Source organism: Micromonospora sp. NBC_01740, assembly GCF_035920365.1.
GTDB lineage: Bacteria > Actinomycetota > Actinomycetes > Mycobacteriales > Micromonosporaceae > Micromonospora > Micromonospora reichwaldensis.
Window position 1 is genome coordinate 4279193 of record NZ_CP109150.1, and the last position, 16537, is coordinate 4295729.

The window sequence follows — 16537 nt, forward strand, 5'->3', positions numbered from 1 at the left end:
GCGGGTCCAAGGCGGTGGTGTGACCAACATCACTCATTCGTGAGCCGAGATGTAGCCGACATTCCGCTAGGAAGACCGCGACCGCTGGCCCGGACGCCTGCTCTGGGCGTCCGGGCCGACCGCGCCGGTGCCGTGCTGGTGAGGGGCGGATGTCAGGCGGGCGCGCAGGTCACCGTCGTCGTGGCGGCGCCCCCGGTGGTGCTGCCGAGGAAGCCGAAGGTGGCCTGCGCGCCGGGGGCGAGGGCGCCGTTCCAGTCCACGTGGCGGGCGGTGACCTCGGCCCCGTCCTGCGTCAGCCGGGTGTTCCAGGACTGGCTGATCCGCTGACCGTCGGTGAACGCGAAGCGGACGGTCCATCCGGAGATCGGCGCGGCGCCGGAGTTACGTACCGTCACCTCGCCCTGGAAGCCGCCCTGCCACTGGCCCACCACCCGATAGCTCGCGGCGCAGCCGTCAGCCGGGCCGGTGGGCGTCGGCGTCGGGCTGGCGGTGGGCGTCGGGCTGGCGGTGGGCGTCGGAGTGACGCCGCCCAGCGCCGCGGCCAGGGCCGGGTACCAGCGGTCGGCCATCTTCTGGTCGCCGGCCGCGTTCGGGTGTACGCCGTCGTAGGTGTCGGTGGCCGTGCTGAACCCGGTCCACTGGTCGACCACCACCACCGGCGAGGCGGGGGTGCCGGTCGCCGCCGCCCAGCCGTCGATCGCGCCGTTGAGGGCCGTCACCCGCTGGCCGCACTCCGGGCACGTGGGCGGCGCCATGGGGATGATCTTCGCGACGAGGACCCTCATCGCCGGGTTGCTGGCCCGCATCTGGTCCACCAGCCTGCCGTACGCGGCGAGGATCGTGGCGGGCGGGATGTTGCTCCACACGTCGTTGGTGCCGAAGTGCATCAGGACGATGTCGGGCCGGGTGGCGGCGAGCCAGCCCGGCAGCAGGTTCTGGTTGGCCACGTTGGTCACCAGGTAGCCGCCGTGCCCCTCGTTGTCGCCGTCGTGGGGCTGGCCGCAGCCCTGCGGGCCGAGCGTCCCGACGAAGTCGACGTCGGTGTGGCCGGTGGCCTGGAGGCGGTTCCAGAGCACGGAGCGCCAGCAGCCGGGGGACCCGGTGATCGAGTCGCCCAGCGGCATCACCCGTGCGGGCGCGGCGACCGCCGGCAGCGCGGGGGAAGGGGCGGTGAGCCCGGCGGCGAGGGTGAGGGGGATCGCCGCCAGAGCGGCGAGCAGGGCGTGGAGCAGGGGCCTTCGGAGCATGGTGGAGGAACTCCTGTCACAGGTCGAGGTGCGGTGTGTGACGGCCCGGTGCTCCCCCGACAGTCAACCAGCAAAGTCGACGTATCTCAATGGAATCCCGTTTCACGCAAGGCATTCACGACCAGTGCTTCTCAACATCTTCCTCATATCGTGAACATCAACAAAATTTACGATCATGAATGTGGCGGCTAAGGTTTGTCCATCGTCCAGACCGCCTGTCGGGTGTGCCACGAGCCACCCGGGGGCCACCACAGTAGGAGGACCGGGAGATGTCACTCCCTCGCACTCATCGGCGGACCCTCGCCGCTGCGGCCAGCGTGTTCGCCAGCGCCGCCATGGTCACCACCATGATCGGCGCGCCGGCGGCGGCCTCGGCCACCGGCGAGATCCTCAGCGCCGGTGGCGCGACCGCCGTGGCCGACAGCTACATCGTGGTACTCAAGGACACCAGTGTCGGCGGTCGCGCCGGCACCCGGCAGGGTGAGGTGAAGAGCACGGCGGGCTCCCTCGCCGCCCGCTTCGGCGGCAGCGTCGGGCACGTCTACGGTGACGCGCTCAACGGCTTCGAGGCGAAGCTCTCCGAGCGGGCCGCCAAGCGCCTCGCCGCGCACCCCGACGTCGCCTACGTCGAGCAGAACCACACCGTGACGACGACGGCCACCCAGAACAACCCGCCATGGGGCCTGGACCGCATCGACCAGCGGAACCTCCCGCTGAGCCGCACCTACACCTGGAACAGCAGCGGCACCGGCGTGACGGCGTACATCATCGACACCGGCATCCGGACCACCCACGTCGACTTCGCCGGTCAGGCCGTCGACGGCTACGACGCGATCGACAACGCGCTGCCGGCCGCCGACTGCAACGGCCACGGCACCCACGTCGCGGGCACCGTCGGCGGCAACACCTACGGCGTGGCGAAGGACGTCCGGCTGGTGGCCGTCCGCGTGCTGAACTGCCAGGGCAGCGGCACCTGGGCGCAGGTCATCGCCGGCATCAACTGGGTGACCTCGAACCACCAGGCGGGCCAGCCGGCGGTGGCGAACATGAGCCTCGGCGGTTCGACCAACGCCGCCCTGAACACCGCCGTGGCGAACTCGATCGCCGACGGCATCACCTACGCCGTGGCCTCCGGCAACTCGAACGCCAACGCCTGCAACTTCTCGCCGGCCTCCGTGCCGACGGCGCTGACCGTCAACGCCTCGCAGAGCAACGACGCCCGCGCGTCGTTCTCCAACTACGGCACCTGCACCGACCTGTTCGCCCCCGGCGTGGGCGTGCTGTCGGCCTGGTCCACCAGCGACACCGCCACCTCGTCCATCAGCGGCACCTCGATGGCCTCGCCGCACGTCGCCGGCGCGGCTGCCCGGGTGCTCAGCGTCAACCCGAGCTGGACGCCCGCCCAGGTGCACTCGTACATCGTCAGCCAGGCCACCCCGAACGTGATCACCAACCCGGGCACCGGTTCGCCGAACCGCCTGCTCTACCTGGCTCCCACCTTCTGACCAACACCGTCGGCACACCGGCCCCGGGGCGTCCGCGCCCCGGGGCCGGCGCGCGTGCGGAAGACGTCGACGGATGTCCATGTTGCGGGGAGCCCGGGGCGCGCCTAAGCTGCCGTCAGTGGGAGCGCTCCCGGGCCCGTGGGCGGGGATCTGTCGCGAGGCTCCCGGCCCGACGGCCCGCCTGCGGGCCGTCGGCGTACGAACTGCCGTACCCGTCGGGCGGACGTGGCGTCCCGCCGCCCTGCGCTGCCGGCACCCCCACCACCGATCGGAAGCGAAGGCACCCGCATGAAGCTCCTACCGCGCCCGTCCCGGCGCACCCTGGTCATGGCCGGCGCGGTCGGCGCGCTGACCGTCGCGGCGTCGGCCGCGGTCCCGGTCGCCAGCGCCCAGGCCGCCACCGGCTGCGCCGTCACCTACACCACCAGCAGCTGGTCCGGCGGCTTCACCGCCAACATCACGATCAAGAACCTGGGCGACGCGGTCGACGGCTGGACGCTCGGCTTCGCCTTCCCCGACGCCGGCCAACGGGTCGGCCAGGGCTGGTCGGCGACCTGGAGCCAGGCCGGCGCCGCCGTCACCGCGCGCAACGTGAGCTGGAACGGCGCGCTGGCGACCGGTGCGTCGACCAGCATCGGGTTCAACGGCACGTGGAGCGCCGCCAACCCCGCGCCGACGGCGTTCACCCTCAACGGCACCGCCTGCACGGGCGCGACCACGCCGACCACCCCGCCGGCCCCCACCACGCCGCCGCCGACGACCCCGCCGCCCACGACCCCGCCGCCGACGACCCCGCCGCCGGGCGGTCAGACGCCGGTCGCGATCAACGGCCAGCTGCGGGTGTGCGGGGCCAACCTGTGCAACCAGTACGGCAAGCCGATCCAGTTGCGCGGCATGAGCACCCACGGCATCCAGTGGTTCGCCAACTGCCTCAACGACGCCTCGCTCGACGCGCTCGCCGACGACTGGCGGGCCGACCTGCTGCGGATCGCCATGTACGTCCAGGAGGACGGCTACGAGACCGACCCGGCCGGCTTCACCAACCGGGTCAACACCCTGGTCGACGAGGCCGAGCAGCGCGGCATGTACGCGCTGATCGACTTCCACACCCTGACGCCGGGCGACCCGATGCACAACCTCGCCCGGGCCAAGACCTTCTTCGCCGCCGTCTCCGCCCGCAACGCCGCCAAGAAGAACGTCATCTACGAGATCGCCAACGAGCCCAACGGCGTCAGCTGGGCGACCATCAAGAGCTACGCCGAGCAGGTCATTCCGGTGATCCGCGCCAACGACCCGGACGCGGTGGTCGTGGTCGGCACCCGCGGCTGGTCCTCGCTGGGCGTCTCCGACGGCTCCAACGCCAACGAGGTCATCAACAACCCGGTGAACGCGACCAACGTGATGTACACGTTCCACTTCTACGCCGCGTCCCACCGGGACAACTACCGGGCCGAGGTGGAGCGGGCCGCCGCCCGGTTGCCGCTGTTCGTCACCGAGTTCGGCACGGTGGACTACACCGGTGACGGTGGGGTCGACGCCGCCAGCAGCAACGCCTGGCTCGACCTGCTGGACCGCCTGAAGATCAGCTACGCGAACTGGACCTACTCGGACAAGGCCGAGGGCAGCGCCGCGCTGCGGCCGGGCACCTGTGCCGGGAGCACCTACACCGGCCCGGGCGTGCTCACCGAGTCGGGCGCCCTGATCCGGGACCGCATCCGTACGCCGGACAACTTCCCCACCGCCTGATCCCGTTCCCACGCGAGGCCCTGCCACACCCGGCGGGGCCTCGCCGTGCTCCCTTGAACGAACGGGGCGCCGGCCGGCGGAGGACCCGCCCGCGGGGCCTGTCGAGCTGATGTCGTGGACGATTCACCGCCGCCCGCCGCCCGCCGCCCGCCGCCCGCCGCCCGCCGCCCGCCGCCCGCTGCCCGCCGCCTCCGTCGCCCGGAAACCGCCTGATGTCACAGACGACTCAGCTCGACAGCGTCGCGCGACCCTTCCGCCGCGGACCGGCTCGGCGGCCACACCGCAGCGCGCAGCGCGGAGCGCGGAACCGCCCGTCACCGGGCCGGCGCTCGCGTGACCGACCGCAGCCGGCCGGTCGCACCGCGCCCTCAGGCCGGCACGGCGTGGTCCGCCTCGAACCGCTCCCGGGTGAGGAACGCCAGCTGGGCCCGCTTGTCGGGCATGTCGATCTCGTCGGCGAAGGTGAAGCCCTCCCGCCGCAGCCGGTCGAGCGCGCGCTCGTTGCGGACGTCGGGCTCGACGACGATCCGGAGCCGGGTGGGGTCGGCGAACAGGTAGCGGGCGAGGGCGGGTCCGATGGCGGTGGTGAGGCCCTTCGGCGGGCGCCTCCCGGGGGCGAGCAGCAGGTGCATGCCGACGTCGCCGGGCCGCACGGTGTAGCGCTCGCCGACCGGGTCCGCCTCCGGCTGGTAGGTCTGGAACAGGCCGATCGGCGCGTCGTCGAGCATGACCAGGTACGCGTGGTGGGTGTCGAGGCCGTCGACGAACTCGTAGATCTCCCGCACCTCGTCGACCGAGTGCGAACCCATGCCCCAGAACGCCGCCCGGGGCTCGGTCACCCAGCCGTGCACCAGCTCCGCGTGGGCCTTCGGGTCCAGCGCGACGAGCGACAGCTCGCCGAAGCCGGGGATGTTCTCCTGATATGTCACGGTGTCGCGTCTCCTGGTTCTGGGGTGAGTTCTCGCCAGTCGGTGACCACCGGAACCAGCTCGCCGCCGGCCCACAGTGGCAGTTGGTCCTCGAAGTGCGGGTCGCCGGGGCGCCCGGACGCGCCGAAGGGGACGATCCAGCGGCTCTCGGCGGGGTCGGTCAGGTCCCACACGTAGCGGGCCACCGGGCCCCGCCAGCACGCGTCGGACACGCCGGGCACGCTCGACGTGGCCAGCACGCAGTCGGCGTCGCCGGCCAGCTCGACCCGCTCCCGCATGCCCCGTACCGCCTCGTCGGTGGCCGCCGCCACGCCGAGGTGGACGGGGTGCAGCACGTGCCGCCGGCCCCACGGCCCCGGCGGGTCGCCCGCCGCGACGTCCTCGAGCGCCCCGGCCGCCACGGGACCGATCTCGCCGCCGAGGCGGTGCAGCCCGGTGGCCACCCCCTCCAGGGCGTGGCCGATGCGGGACAGCGGGTCGGTCCACGGCGCGAACAGGCCGTCGAACGCGCTCGGGGCGTCGCGCAGCGGACGCAGGCACGGGTGGTCGTACAACCTGCGGGCCAGGGCCGCGCGCCAGGCGGCCCAGGCGCCGGCGTCGGCGCTGTCGGCCCGCATGTCCCCGTCCCACGTGGTCAGCCGGTCCCGCAGCCGCCGGGCCGGCCCGCTGAGCCCGCCGGGGTCGACCCGGTCGAGCAGGCCGCGCAGCGCCCCGGCCGCCAGCCGGGTGTCCATGTGTACGGCCTCCGCCCGGGCGCCGTCGGCGAGCAGGGCGCGGATGCGGCGGGCCCGGTGCGGCGGGGCGAAGCCGGTGCCGAGGTCCGCCACGTCGGGGCGGCGGTCGTTGGCGCAGACCGCGAACCCGTCGACGGCGGTGCGGCTCGGCTCGGCGTAGCCGCCCTGCCACCGGTACCGGGGATCGTCGCCGGGCACCGGCTCCCGGCGGCACCGGTCGTCGCGGAGCGGGACGAGGCCGGCGACCAACTGGTGGACCGTTCCGCGCCGGTCGGCGACCAGGACGCTGTTGACCGGCTCGACCCAGTCGCGCAGCGCGTCGGCGACGTCGTCGGCGCTGCGGGCGCGCAGCAGCGGCAGCAGCGCGTCGAAGCCCAGGCGCTCCTCGACCCGGCTGGGGGTACGCAGGCTGATCGCCTCGCCGGTGTTCCGGTCGTGGTCGACGACCGGCCCGCGCGGCGTCTCGATCACCTCGACGGACTCCGGTTCGCCGCCGCGGACCTCGATCCGCTCGACGTGCCGGTGCGCCGGCACCCAGCCGTCCGCCTCGCGGACCAGCACCCGGTCGCCGTCGCGGCGCAGCTGTTCGCGGTAGAGGTCCTGGTAGTCGGCCATCGCGTTGGTGACGGCCCAGGCGACCTCGCCGGCGTGTCCGAAGTGGGGGAGGCCGGGCACGCCGGGGAACGCGAAGCCGAACACGTCGAACTCGGGGCAGGCCAGGCGCATCTGGTGGTAGATGCCGGGCAGTTCGAGGATGCGGTGCGGGTCGCCGGCGATGACGGGCGCCCGTCCGGTACCGGGGTCGCCGGGCACGGCCCAGGCGTTGCTGCCCGACCCGTCGGGGCCCTCGACGGCGAACAGGTCCGTCGCGGACGGGCCGAGGGTGGCGGCGACGTGGGCGTGCCACAGCTTGTTGGGGAAGGTGGAGAAGAGCACGTGCTGGACGAGGAAGACCCCCAGCGGCGACCACGGCCGCCACCGGCCCGGGGCGCAGCCGACCGCCGCGAACTCGGGTGCCGCGGCGGCGCCCTCGGCGAGTCCCTCGTTGACCCCGTCGACGTAGGCGCCGACCCACTGCCGGGTGGCGGGGGTGAGCCGCTCGTAGCAGCGCCGGGCGGTGTCGTCGAGGCGGGCCCGGCGGGCGAAGCGGTCCCAGCCCAGCTCGGCGGGGCCGACGTGCTCGGCGAGCCGGCCCTCCGAGCGCCACCGTTCCACTTCGATCTGCCAGGCCCGGTCGACGGCGGCGACCCGGCCCTGCAACCGGGCGAGGCCGTCGACGCTGTCGGCGCTCAGGTGCGGCACACCCCACCGGTCGCGATGGACGCCGGTCATCGTCGCGCCGGGCGGATGGGCGGTCGTCCCGCCTGCCACAGGAATGTCAACTTAGGCTACCCTCCCCTAACTGAGGCAGACCTTACCTGGAGGGGCGCGTGAAGCGAAACTGGGAAGCCCTGGTGCTCAAGGCGATGGGCGGCCGCGAATTCCGGCTGACCGTGCTCGGCACCGAGGCCGTCGGCGAGCGCTACCGTCGACTGCGCATGGACGGCGGCGGGCTGCTGGAGGCGTGCGGCGTGCACCCCACCATGTGGGTGCGGCTGTGGTTCGACAACGACGGCAAGCCGCACCAGCGCGCGTACACCCTCGTCGATCCCGACCCGGAGACCGGCCGCTTCGACCTGGAGTTCGCCATCCACGACGGATGCGCCGCCCGGTGGGCCGCCGCCGCCCAGGTCGGCGACACCATCGAGGCCACCGTGCAGGGCACCGCCTTCACCCTGCCGGACCCCGCCCCGCAGCACCTGTACCTGGTGGGCGACGCCGCCTCGCTCCCGGCGGTGAACAGCCTGCTCGCCGCGTCCCCCGACACCCCGGCGACGGTCTGGCTGGAGTACGCCCACGAGGGCGAGAAGGAGCTGGCGCCGCGCGCCCACGCCAGGCACCAGGTCACCTGGGTGCCGCGCCGCGACGAGGGCCAGCACCTGGTCGAGACGGTCTGCGCGGCCCTGCCCGCCGCCGAGGACGCCCACTACTGGGTGGCCTGCGAGGCGGCCAGCACGCGCGGCATCACCAAGCACGTGCGGCGGAACCTGGGCGTCGGCAAGCACCAGCTCACCTCGCTGGCCTACTGGAGCGCCCGGTGAGAGGTCGGCTCGGCACGCTGACCGCGCTCTACGTCACGCAGTACCTCGGCATCGGCTTCATCACCGTCGGGCTGACCGCCATCCTGCGAGACGGCGGCACCTCCCTCGACACGCTGGCGCTGTTGCAGTTCGTCGGCCTGGTCTGGCCGATCAAGTTCCTCTGGGCGCCCGTCCTCGACCGGTACGGCTCCCGCCACCGTGGTCACTACCGGTCCTGGCTGCTGGTGCTCCAGGGCGGCCTGGTGCTGGCCCTGCTGGCGCTGCTGCCGTTCGACCGCCCGGCCGCGCAGCTCGGGCCGGTCGTCGCGATCTGCGTCGCGTACGTGTTCCTCTCCGCGACGCAGGACATCGCCGTCGACGCCGTCGCCGTCCGGCTGCTCTCCGAGCGCTCGCGGGGTACCGGCAACGGCATCCAGGTCGCCGCGAGCTACGTCGGCAACCTGCTCGGCGGCGGCGCCTGCGTGGTCGTCTACGACCGCTTCGGGTGGGCGCCCGCGATCCTGCTGCTCGCCGCCCTGACCGCCGTCGGCCTGCTGGTGGTGTGGCGGTTCCGCGAGCCGGACCGCACCGACCGCGTCGAAAGCGCCGGTGCGGCGTACCGGGCGCTGCTGTCGGTGCTGAGCCAGCCCGGCTGCCGCCGGTGGACCTTCGGCGTGGTGCCGCTGGTCTACATCGGCGCGGGCGCGACGTACGCCCTGGTGACACCGGCCCTGGTGGACGCGGACTGGTCCCTGGCGCGCATCGGCGTGGTGACCGGCGTGGTGACCAGCCTGCCGGCCATCGTGGCCGGTCTGGTCTCCGGGGCCGCGATCGGCCGGTTCGGGCGGGGCCGCGTGCTCGTCGCCGGGGGAGTGGCGCTCGCGCTGTCCACGGCGATGCTGCTGCCGTTGCTGAACGGCCGGGCCCCGCTCGCCGGGACGGTCGCCGCGCTCTGCTGCTTCATGGCCGCCTACACGATCGCCAACGTCGTGCTCTACACGGTCAACATGGACTATTCCCGGCCCGGCACGGGCGGTACGGACTTCACGGTGCTGTCGTCGTTCGGGCTGGTCTGCTCGTTCGTGGCGGCCTCCGTCGCGCTGGCCGCGGCCGAGGTGTTCGGCTATCCCGCGGTCGCGGTGGCCTCCGTCGTCCTGGTGGCGCTGGGCGTCGCGCTGGGCCTCGGGCACCAGCGGCGGTTCCCGCCCCGATCCGTTGTGGCGCCGGGGGAGCGCGAGTTGTCGAAGGTGTCCGGCTGAGTGATATCGCTCAATGTGGGCAACGATGTTGACACATCCTTAGGTTAGGGTAACCTAAGCTCGCTCGATCACCGACTGCGGGCGGATGGTGACGTCCCGCCATCCCGCCGTACCGTCCATTCCCGACCGTTGAGGACCCGCATGAGCCTGCCCGGATCCACCGTCCAGGTGCCTTCGACCGGGGTGACCCCCGCCTCCGACGGCGCCCGCGCCCACCTCTTCACCGCCGGCACGGTGGAGGACTACCGGCGCGTGCTGGCCGAGGGGATCGGCCGGGTCGCGACCCGGATGGCCGAGGTGGACCGGCCGTTCACCGGCGTGACACCGGACGAGCTGGTGCCGCGGATCGCCGGCATCGACCTGGACCGGCCGCTGGGCGACAGCGGCGCCGCGCTCGACGAGCTGCACGACGTCTACCTGCGCGACGCCGTCTACTTCCACCACCCCCGCTACCTCGCGCACCTCAACTGCCCGGTGGTGATCCCCGCGCTGCTCGGCGAGGCGGTGCTCAGCGCCGTGAACTCCTCGCTGGACACCTGGGACCAGAGCGCCGGCGGCACCCTGATCGAGCGTCGGCTCATCGACTGGACGGCCGACCGGATCGGGCTGGGGCCGGCCGCCGACGGCATCTTCACCAGCGGCGGCACCCAGTCCAACCTCCAGGCGATGCTGCTGGCCCGCGAGGAGACCTGCGCGAACCTGGTCGGCCGGGCGACCGAGCGGCAGTCCCGCCCGGAGCTGCTGTCGCGACTGCGCATCCTCACCTCGGCGGCCGGTCACTTCAGCGTGCAGAAGGCGGCCAAGCTGCTCGGCCTCGGCGCCGACGCGGTGGTCACCGTGCCCACCGACGCCGACCGGCGGATGCGCACCGCCGACCTGGCCCGGGAGATCGCCCGGTGCCGGGAGGAGGGGCTGGTGGTGATGGCCGTCGTCGCCACCGGTGGCACCACCGACTTCGGCACCATCGACCCGCTGCCGCAGATCGCCGACATCTGCGCCGCCGCCGGCGTGTGGCTGCACGTCGACGCCGCGTACGGCTGCGGGCTGCTGGTGTCGCCGACCCGGCGGCACCTGCTCGACGGCATCGAGCGGGCCGACTCGGTCACCGTCGACTACCACAAGTCGTTCTTCCAGCCGGTCAGCTCCAGCGCACTGCTGGTGCGCGACCGGCGCGTGCTGCGGCACGCCACCTGGCACGCCGACTACCTCAACCCGGCGCGGATGGTCGAGCAGCGCATCCCCAACCAGGTCGACAAGAGCATCCAGACCACCCGCCGATTCGACGCCCTCAAGCTCTGGCTGACCCTGCGGATCATGGGGCCGGACGCGATCGGCGAGCTCTTCGACGAGGTGGTCGACCGGGCCGCCGCCGCGTGGCAGCTGCTCAGCGGGGACCCCCGCTTCGAGGTGGTGACCCGCTCGCAGCTGAGCACCGTGGTCTTCCGCTACCTGCCGGCCGCCGCCGGCCGGGAGGTCGTCGACGACGCCAACCTGTACGCCCGCGAGGCGCTGGCCGCCTCCGGCGCCGGGCTCGTCGCCGGTACCAAGGTCGACGGCGCGCACTACCTCAAGCTCACCCTGCTCAACCCCGAGACCACGATGGACGACATCGCCCACGTCCTCGACCTCCTCGCCGAACACGCCGGCTGGTACGCCCAGACCAGGACCACCGCCGAGCTGTCCTGCCCCGTCGGCTGACGATCCGCCCCCCGCTCTGGAGAACCGCATGTCGACGCACGACTTCATCGCCGTCGGGCTGGGCCCGTACAACCTGGGCCTGGCCTGCCTGACCGAGCCGATCGACGAGCTCGACGGAATCTTCCTGGAGGCGCGGGACACCTTCAGCTGGCATCCCGGGATGCTGCTGGAGTCGACCCGGCTCCAGACGCCGTTCATCGCCGACCTGGTCACGCTCGCCGACCCGACCTCGCCGTACTCCTTCCTGAGCTACCTCAAGGAGTCCGGGCGGCTGTACCCGTTCTACATCCGGGAGAGCTTCTTCCCGCTGCGCAGCGAGTACGACGACTACTGCCGCTGGGCCGCCGGCAAGCTGGGCAGCGTCCGGTTCGGTCAGCAGGTCACGGCGGTCGAATTCGACCCGGCCGACGAGCACTACACCGTCACGGCCACGGTGACGGCCACGGGCGGGTCGGTCACCTACCGGGCCCGGCACCTGGTGCTCGGCACCGGCACCCCGCCGTACGTGCCGGAGGCCTGCGCGGGGCTCGGCGGCGACGCGATCCACAACTCGCGGTACCTGGAGCACCGGGCGGCGCTGCGCGCGAAGCGGAGCATCACCGTGGTCGGCAGCGGGCAGAGCGCGGCCGAGATCTACCACGACCTGCTCGGCGACATCGACACGTGCGGCTACCAGCTCAACTGGGTGACCCGTTCGCCCCGGTTCTTCCCCCTCGAATACACCAAGCTCACCCTCGAGATGACCTCGCCGGACTACGTGGACTACTTCCACGCCCTGCCGGAGTCCACCCGCTACCGGCTGGAGTCCGAGCAGAAGGGGCTGTTCAAGGGCATCAACGCCGACCTGATCAACGAGATCTACGACCTGCTCTACGCCAAGAGCATCCCCGGCCCGGTCCGCACCCGGCTACTGACCAACACCGCGCTGACCACCGCCACCCACGACGAGTCGAGCGGGACGTACACGCTGGGGCTGCGCAACGTCGAGCAGGAGCGCGACTTCACGCTGGACACCGAGGGGCTGGTGCTGGCGACCGGCTACCACTACCGGGTCCCGGAGTTCCTGGAGCCGGTGCGCGACCGGATCCGCTGGGACGCGCACGGGCGCTTCGACGTGGCCCGCAACTACAGCATCGACCACACCGGCCGGGGCATCTTCCTTCAGAACGCCGGCACCCACACGCACAGCGTCACCTCGCCCGACCTGGGCATGGGCCCGTACCGCAACTCGTGGATCATCCGCGAGCTGCTGGGCCGCGAGCACTACCCGATCGAGAAGGGCATCGCCTTCCAGGAGTTCGGCGTGCCGGCCGGGGCCGCGTCGTGACCGAGGTCGTGCACCGCCGCGCCGACGGCCGGCTCGGCGAGTTCGCCCTGCGTACGCTCGACCCGGACGCCGACGCGCCGCTGCTGCACCGTTGGGTGACCCACCCGAAGGCGGCGTTCTGGCTCATGCAGGACGCCGACGTGGCCCGGGTCGCCGAGGAGTACCGGCGGATCGCCGCGCACCCGCACCACGACGCGTTCCTCGGCCTGCACGAGGGCCGACCGGCTTTCCTCGCCGAGCGGTACGACCCCGCCCACGTCGAGCTCGTCGGCCTGTACGACGCGGCCGACGGCGACGTCGGCATGCACTTCCTCTGCGCCCCCGCCGACGCCCCGGCGCACGGCTTCACCCGGGCGGTGATCACGACGGTGATGGCGTGGCTCTTCGCCGACCCGGCCACCCGCCGCGTCGTCGTGGAGCCCGACGTGCGCAACACGGCGGTGCACGCGCTCAACGCGGCCGTCGGCTTCACCGTGGTGGGCCCGATCCGCAAGCCCGAGAAGGACGCGCTGCTCAGCGTCTGCACCCGTGACCAGTTCCACGCCGCAACCCGAGGAGACGTGCCCGCGTGAACCCGCTCGCATCCGTGGCCCACCTGACGCCCGCCAACTGGGCGCACGCCAACCGGCTGCTGGTCCGCAAGGCGCTGGCCGAGTTCGCCCACGAGCGCCTGCTCGCGCCCGAGCCGCTCGACGCGGACCAGGCGGCATCCTTGACGGGGGAGCGGCGGTACCAGGTGCGCGGCGACGACGGCGAGGTCGTCTACCGGTTCACCGCGAGCCTGCTGGCCCTGGACCACTGGCGCATCGACGCCGACAGCATCACCCGCCACCGCGGCGACGCCGAGCTGCCGCTGGACGCCCTGGAGTTCTGCCTCGACCTGCGCGGGGCGCTCGGGCTGAGCGACCAGATCCTCCCCGTCTACCTGGAGGAGATCAGCTCCACGCTGGCCAGCACCGCGTACAAGCTCGACAAGCCGGCGGTCAGCGCCGCCGAGCTCGCCGACGCGGACTTCCAGGCCATCGAGACCCAGATGACCGAGGGCCACCCGGGCTTCGTCGCCAACAACGGCCGCATCGGCTTCGGCATCGACGAATACCGGGCGTACGCCCCGGAGGCCGGCCGCCCGCTGCGGCTGCTCTGGGTGGCCGGGCACCGCGACCGGACGAGCTTCAGCTGCGCCGCCGACCTCGACTACGACACCCTGATCCGCGCCGAGCTCGACGAGGAGACCCGCGCCGGGTTCGCCGACACCCTGACCGGGCTCGGCCTCGACCCGGCCGACTACCTGCTCATTCCGGTGCACCCGTGGCAGTGGTGGAACCGGATCTCCGTCACGTTCGCCGCCGAGGTGGCGCAGCGCCGGCTCGTGTGCCTCGGCCCCGGTCCCGACGAATACCTCGCCCAGCAGTCCATCCGCACCTTCTTCAACGTCACCGACCCGTCCCGGCACTACGTCAAGACCGCGCTGTCCGTGCTGAACATGGGCTTCATGCGCGGGCTGTCGGCCGCGTACATGGCGGCCACCCCGGCCATCAACGACTGGCTCGCCGAGCTGATCGACGGCGACGAGGTCCTCAAGCGCACCGGGCTGACGATCATCCGCGAGCGGGCTGCCGTCGGGTACCGGCACCTGGAGTACGAGGCGGCGACCGACCGGTACTCGCCGTACCGCAAGATGCTGGCGGCCCTGTGGCGGGAGAGCCCGGTGCCCGCGCTGGAGCCGGGCCGGCGACTGGCCACCATGGCGTCCCTGCTGCACACCGACCGCGAGGGCCGCTCGTTCGCCGCCGCGCTCATCGCCCGGTCGGGGCTGGCGCCGCAGGTGTGGCTGCGCCGCTACCTCGACGCCTACCTCACCCCGCTGCTGCACAGCTTCTACGCCCACGACCTGGCGTTCATGCCGCACGGCGAAAACGTCATCCTCGTCCTCGACGGCGGCACGGTCGAGCGGGCGATCTTCAAGGACATCGCCGAGGAGATCGTGGTGATGGACCCGGACGCCGACCTGCCCCCGCTGGTCGAACGGGTCAGGGCCGACGTGCCGGAGGACATGAAGCTGCTCTCCATCTTCACCGACGTCTTCGACGGCTTCCTGCGCTACCTCAGCGCCATCCTCGTCACCGAGGGCGTCCTGGACGAGGAGACCTTCTGGCGGACGGTCGCCGGGTGCGCCGCCGACTACGCCGACAGCGTCCCGCACCTGGCCGAGCGGCTGCGGCGCTACGACCTGTTCGCCCCGGAGTTCGCGCTGTCCTGCCTGAACCGGCTCCAGCTGCGCAACAACCAGCAGATGGTCGACCTCGCCGACCCGTCGGCCGCGCTGCAACTGGTCGGCACCCTGACCAACCCCATCGCCGGCTTCGCCCCGGCCGCCCGATGACGACGACGCTCGCGCCCCCCGGCGGGGCGCCGGCCGGCGGCGCGGACGGTCGGGTGCGGGGCCGGTGGCTGATCCTCGCCGTGCTCTGCCTCGCCCAGGTCACCGTGGTGCTCGACAACACGGTGCTGACCGTGGCGATCCCCGTGCTCACGACCGAGCTGGCCGCCAGCACCGCCGACGTGCAGTGGATGATCAACGCGTACGCGCTGGTCCAGTGCGGACTGCTGCTCACCGCGGGCAGCGCCGCCGACCGGTACGGTCGCCGCCGGATGCTGCTGGCCGGCCTCGTGCTGTTCGGGCTCGGGTCGCTGGCCGCCGGGCTCGCCCAGTCCAGCGGCCAGCTCATCGCGGCCCGGGCCGGCATGGGAATCGGCGGCGCGCTGCTGGTCACCGCCACCCTCGCGGTGGCGATGCAGGTCTTCGACGACGCCGAGCGGTCCCGGGCGATCGGCCTCTGGGCGGCGGCGAGCGCGCTGGGCTTCGCGGCCGGGCCGCCCTTCGGTGGGCTCGTCCTCGCCCACCTGCCGTGGGGGGCGATCTTCCTGGTCAACGTCCCGATCGTGCTGGTCTGCCTGGTGGCGGCGTGGGCGCTGGTGCCGGAGTCGCGCCAGCCGGCCGGCGGCCGCCTCGACCTGGGCGGGGTGCTGCTCTCCACGGCCGGCCTGACCGCGGTCGTCTACGCGATCATCGCCGGGCCGGAACACGGCTGGGCCGCCACCCCGGTGCTCGTCGCGGCGGTGACCGGGGTGCTCCTGCTCGCCGCCTTCGTGGCCTGGGAACGGCGGGTCGCCGACCCCATGCTGGACATGCACTTCTTCCGCAACCCCCGCTTCGTGGGCGCGGTCTCCGGCGTCGTCCTGATCACCTTCGGCGCCACCGGCGCGCTGTTCCTGCTCACCCAGCACCTCCAGTTCGTCCGCGGCTACCCGGCCTGGGAGGCGGGGCTGCGGATGATGCCGTTCGCGCTCTCCATCGTCCTGCTGAACGTGGGCGGCGTCGCCACGCGGGTGATCCACCGGCTCGGGCTGGCGTACTCGATCGCCCTCGGCATGACGCTGCTCGCCGCCGGTCTCGCCCTGATCACCCACGCCCCGTCGGACGGCTACGGGGTGCTGCTGCCGGGCCTGCTGGTGATGGGCGCCGGCTGCGCCGTGGCGAACCCGGCCATCGTCGAGGCCGTGATGAGCGCCATCCCGCCGGAGAAGGCCGGGGCGGGCGCGGGCGTGGACGGCACCATGACGGAGGTCGGCAGCAGCCTCGGCGTCGCCGTGCTGGGCGCGATCCTCAACGCCCGCTTCGCCGCGCTGCTGCCCGCCGCCGTGGCCGGCGCCGGCTCGTTCCCCGCCGCGCTGGCCGCCGCGCGCAGCGAGTCGGAGCGCGCGCTGGTCTCCGACGCGTTCCGCTCCGCCCTGGAGACCGGGCAGACGGTCGGTGCCGTGGCCGTCTTCGCGGGCGGCTGCGTGGCCGCCGCGCTGCTGCGCCGCGCCGAGCGGGCCGGCTGAGCGCCGACCCGCCCCGTTCCGCTCCGGCGAGCCGACGCCGCCAGCCGCGGCGTCGGCGTCCGGCCCGACCGCGTCGACGTCCGGGGC

12 protein-coding genes are annotated in these 16537 nt (G+C 73.1%); 9 read left to right on the forward strand and 3 right to left on the reverse strand.

Features of this window, described 5'->3' with window-relative positions; genetic code table 11:
- Window positions 1-152: 152 nt before the first annotated feature.
- Window positions 153-1247 (reverse strand): cellulose binding domain-containing protein, encoded by a 1095-nt coding sequence (locus tag OG989_RS19730; protein WP_327028003.1) that lies wholly within the window; start codon window positions 1245-1247, stop codon window positions 153-155.
- 269 nt (window positions 1248-1516) lie between these two features.
- Here OG989_RS19730 and OG989_RS19735 point away from each other — a divergent pair, with 269 nt between their 5' ends.
- Both OG989_RS19735 and OG989_RS19740 read left to right on the forward strand, forming a co-directional pair.
- Entirely contained in the window at window positions 1517-2752 is a 1236-nt protein-coding gene (locus tag OG989_RS19735; protein ID WP_327028005.1) for a S8 family peptidase, read from the forward strand.
- A gap of 288 nt (window positions 2753-3040) precedes the next feature.
- Window positions 3041-4498, forward strand: coding sequence for a cellulase family glycosylhydrolase (locus OG989_RS19740; RefSeq protein WP_327028006.1), 1458 nt, complete (start codon window positions 3041-3043; stop codon window positions 4496-4498).
- Between the two features lie 368 nt (window positions 4499-4866).
- Here OG989_RS19740 and OG989_RS19745 read toward each other — a convergent pair whose 3' ends face one another.
- On the reverse strand, window positions 4867-5427 hold the full coding sequence (locus OG989_RS19745) for a GNAT family N-acetyltransferase (RefSeq protein WP_151455077.1): 561 nt from the start codon (window positions 5425-5427) through the stop codon (window positions 4867-4869).
- Window positions 5424-7493, reverse strand: coding sequence for a penicillin acylase family protein (locus OG989_RS19750; protein WP_327028008.1), 2070 nt, complete (start codon window positions 7491-7493; stop codon window positions 5424-5426). Before OG989_RS19750 ends, OG989_RS19745 begins: the two co-directional genes overlap by 4 nt.
- A gap of 98 nt (window positions 7494-7591) precedes the next feature.
- Between OG989_RS19750 and OG989_RS19755 the strand changes: the two genes are divergently transcribed.
- From OG989_RS19755 to OG989_RS19785, 7 genes are all read left to right on the forward strand, one after another.
- Window positions 7592-8302 (forward strand): siderophore-interacting protein, encoded by a 711-nt coding sequence (locus OG989_RS19755; protein ID WP_327028009.1) that lies wholly within the window; start codon window positions 7592-7594, stop codon window positions 8300-8302.
- A complete protein-coding gene (locus tag OG989_RS19760) occupies window positions 8299-9540 on the forward strand; it encodes an MFS transporter (RefSeq protein WP_327028011.1) in 1242 nt (413 codons plus the stop codon). Before OG989_RS19755 ends, OG989_RS19760 begins: the two co-directional genes overlap by 4 nt.
- A gap of 141 nt (window positions 9541-9681) precedes the next feature.
- Window positions 9682-11238, forward strand: coding sequence for a pyridoxal phosphate-dependent decarboxylase family protein (locus OG989_RS19765; RefSeq protein ID WP_151455073.1), 1557 nt, complete (start codon window positions 9682-9684; stop codon window positions 11236-11238).
- A 28-nt stretch (window positions 11239-11266) separates the two neighbouring features.
- Entirely contained in the window at window positions 11267-12565 is a 1299-nt protein-coding gene (locus tag OG989_RS19770) for a lysine N(6)-hydroxylase/L-ornithine N(5)-oxygenase family protein (RefSeq protein WP_327028013.1), read from the forward strand.
- Window positions 12562-13137, forward strand: coding sequence for a GNAT family N-acetyltransferase (locus OG989_RS19775; protein ID WP_327028014.1), 576 nt, complete (start codon window positions 12562-12564; stop codon window positions 13135-13137). The genes OG989_RS19770 and OG989_RS19775 overlap by 4 nt, the downstream gene beginning before the upstream one ends.
- On the forward strand, window positions 13134-14948 hold the full coding sequence (locus tag OG989_RS19780; RefSeq protein ID WP_327028015.1) for an IucA/IucC family protein: 1815 nt from the start codon (window positions 13134-13136) through the stop codon (window positions 14946-14948). The genes OG989_RS19775 and OG989_RS19780 overlap by 4 nt, the downstream gene beginning before the upstream one ends.
- Window positions 14945-16450 carry an MFS transporter gene (locus tag OG989_RS19785; RefSeq protein WP_327028016.1) on the forward strand — a complete coding sequence of 502 codons (1506 nt, stop codon included), beginning with the start codon at window positions 14945-14947 and terminating at the stop codon, window positions 16448-16450. Before OG989_RS19780 ends, OG989_RS19785 begins: the two co-directional genes overlap by 4 nt.
- Window positions 16451-16537: the final 87 nt, after the last annotated feature.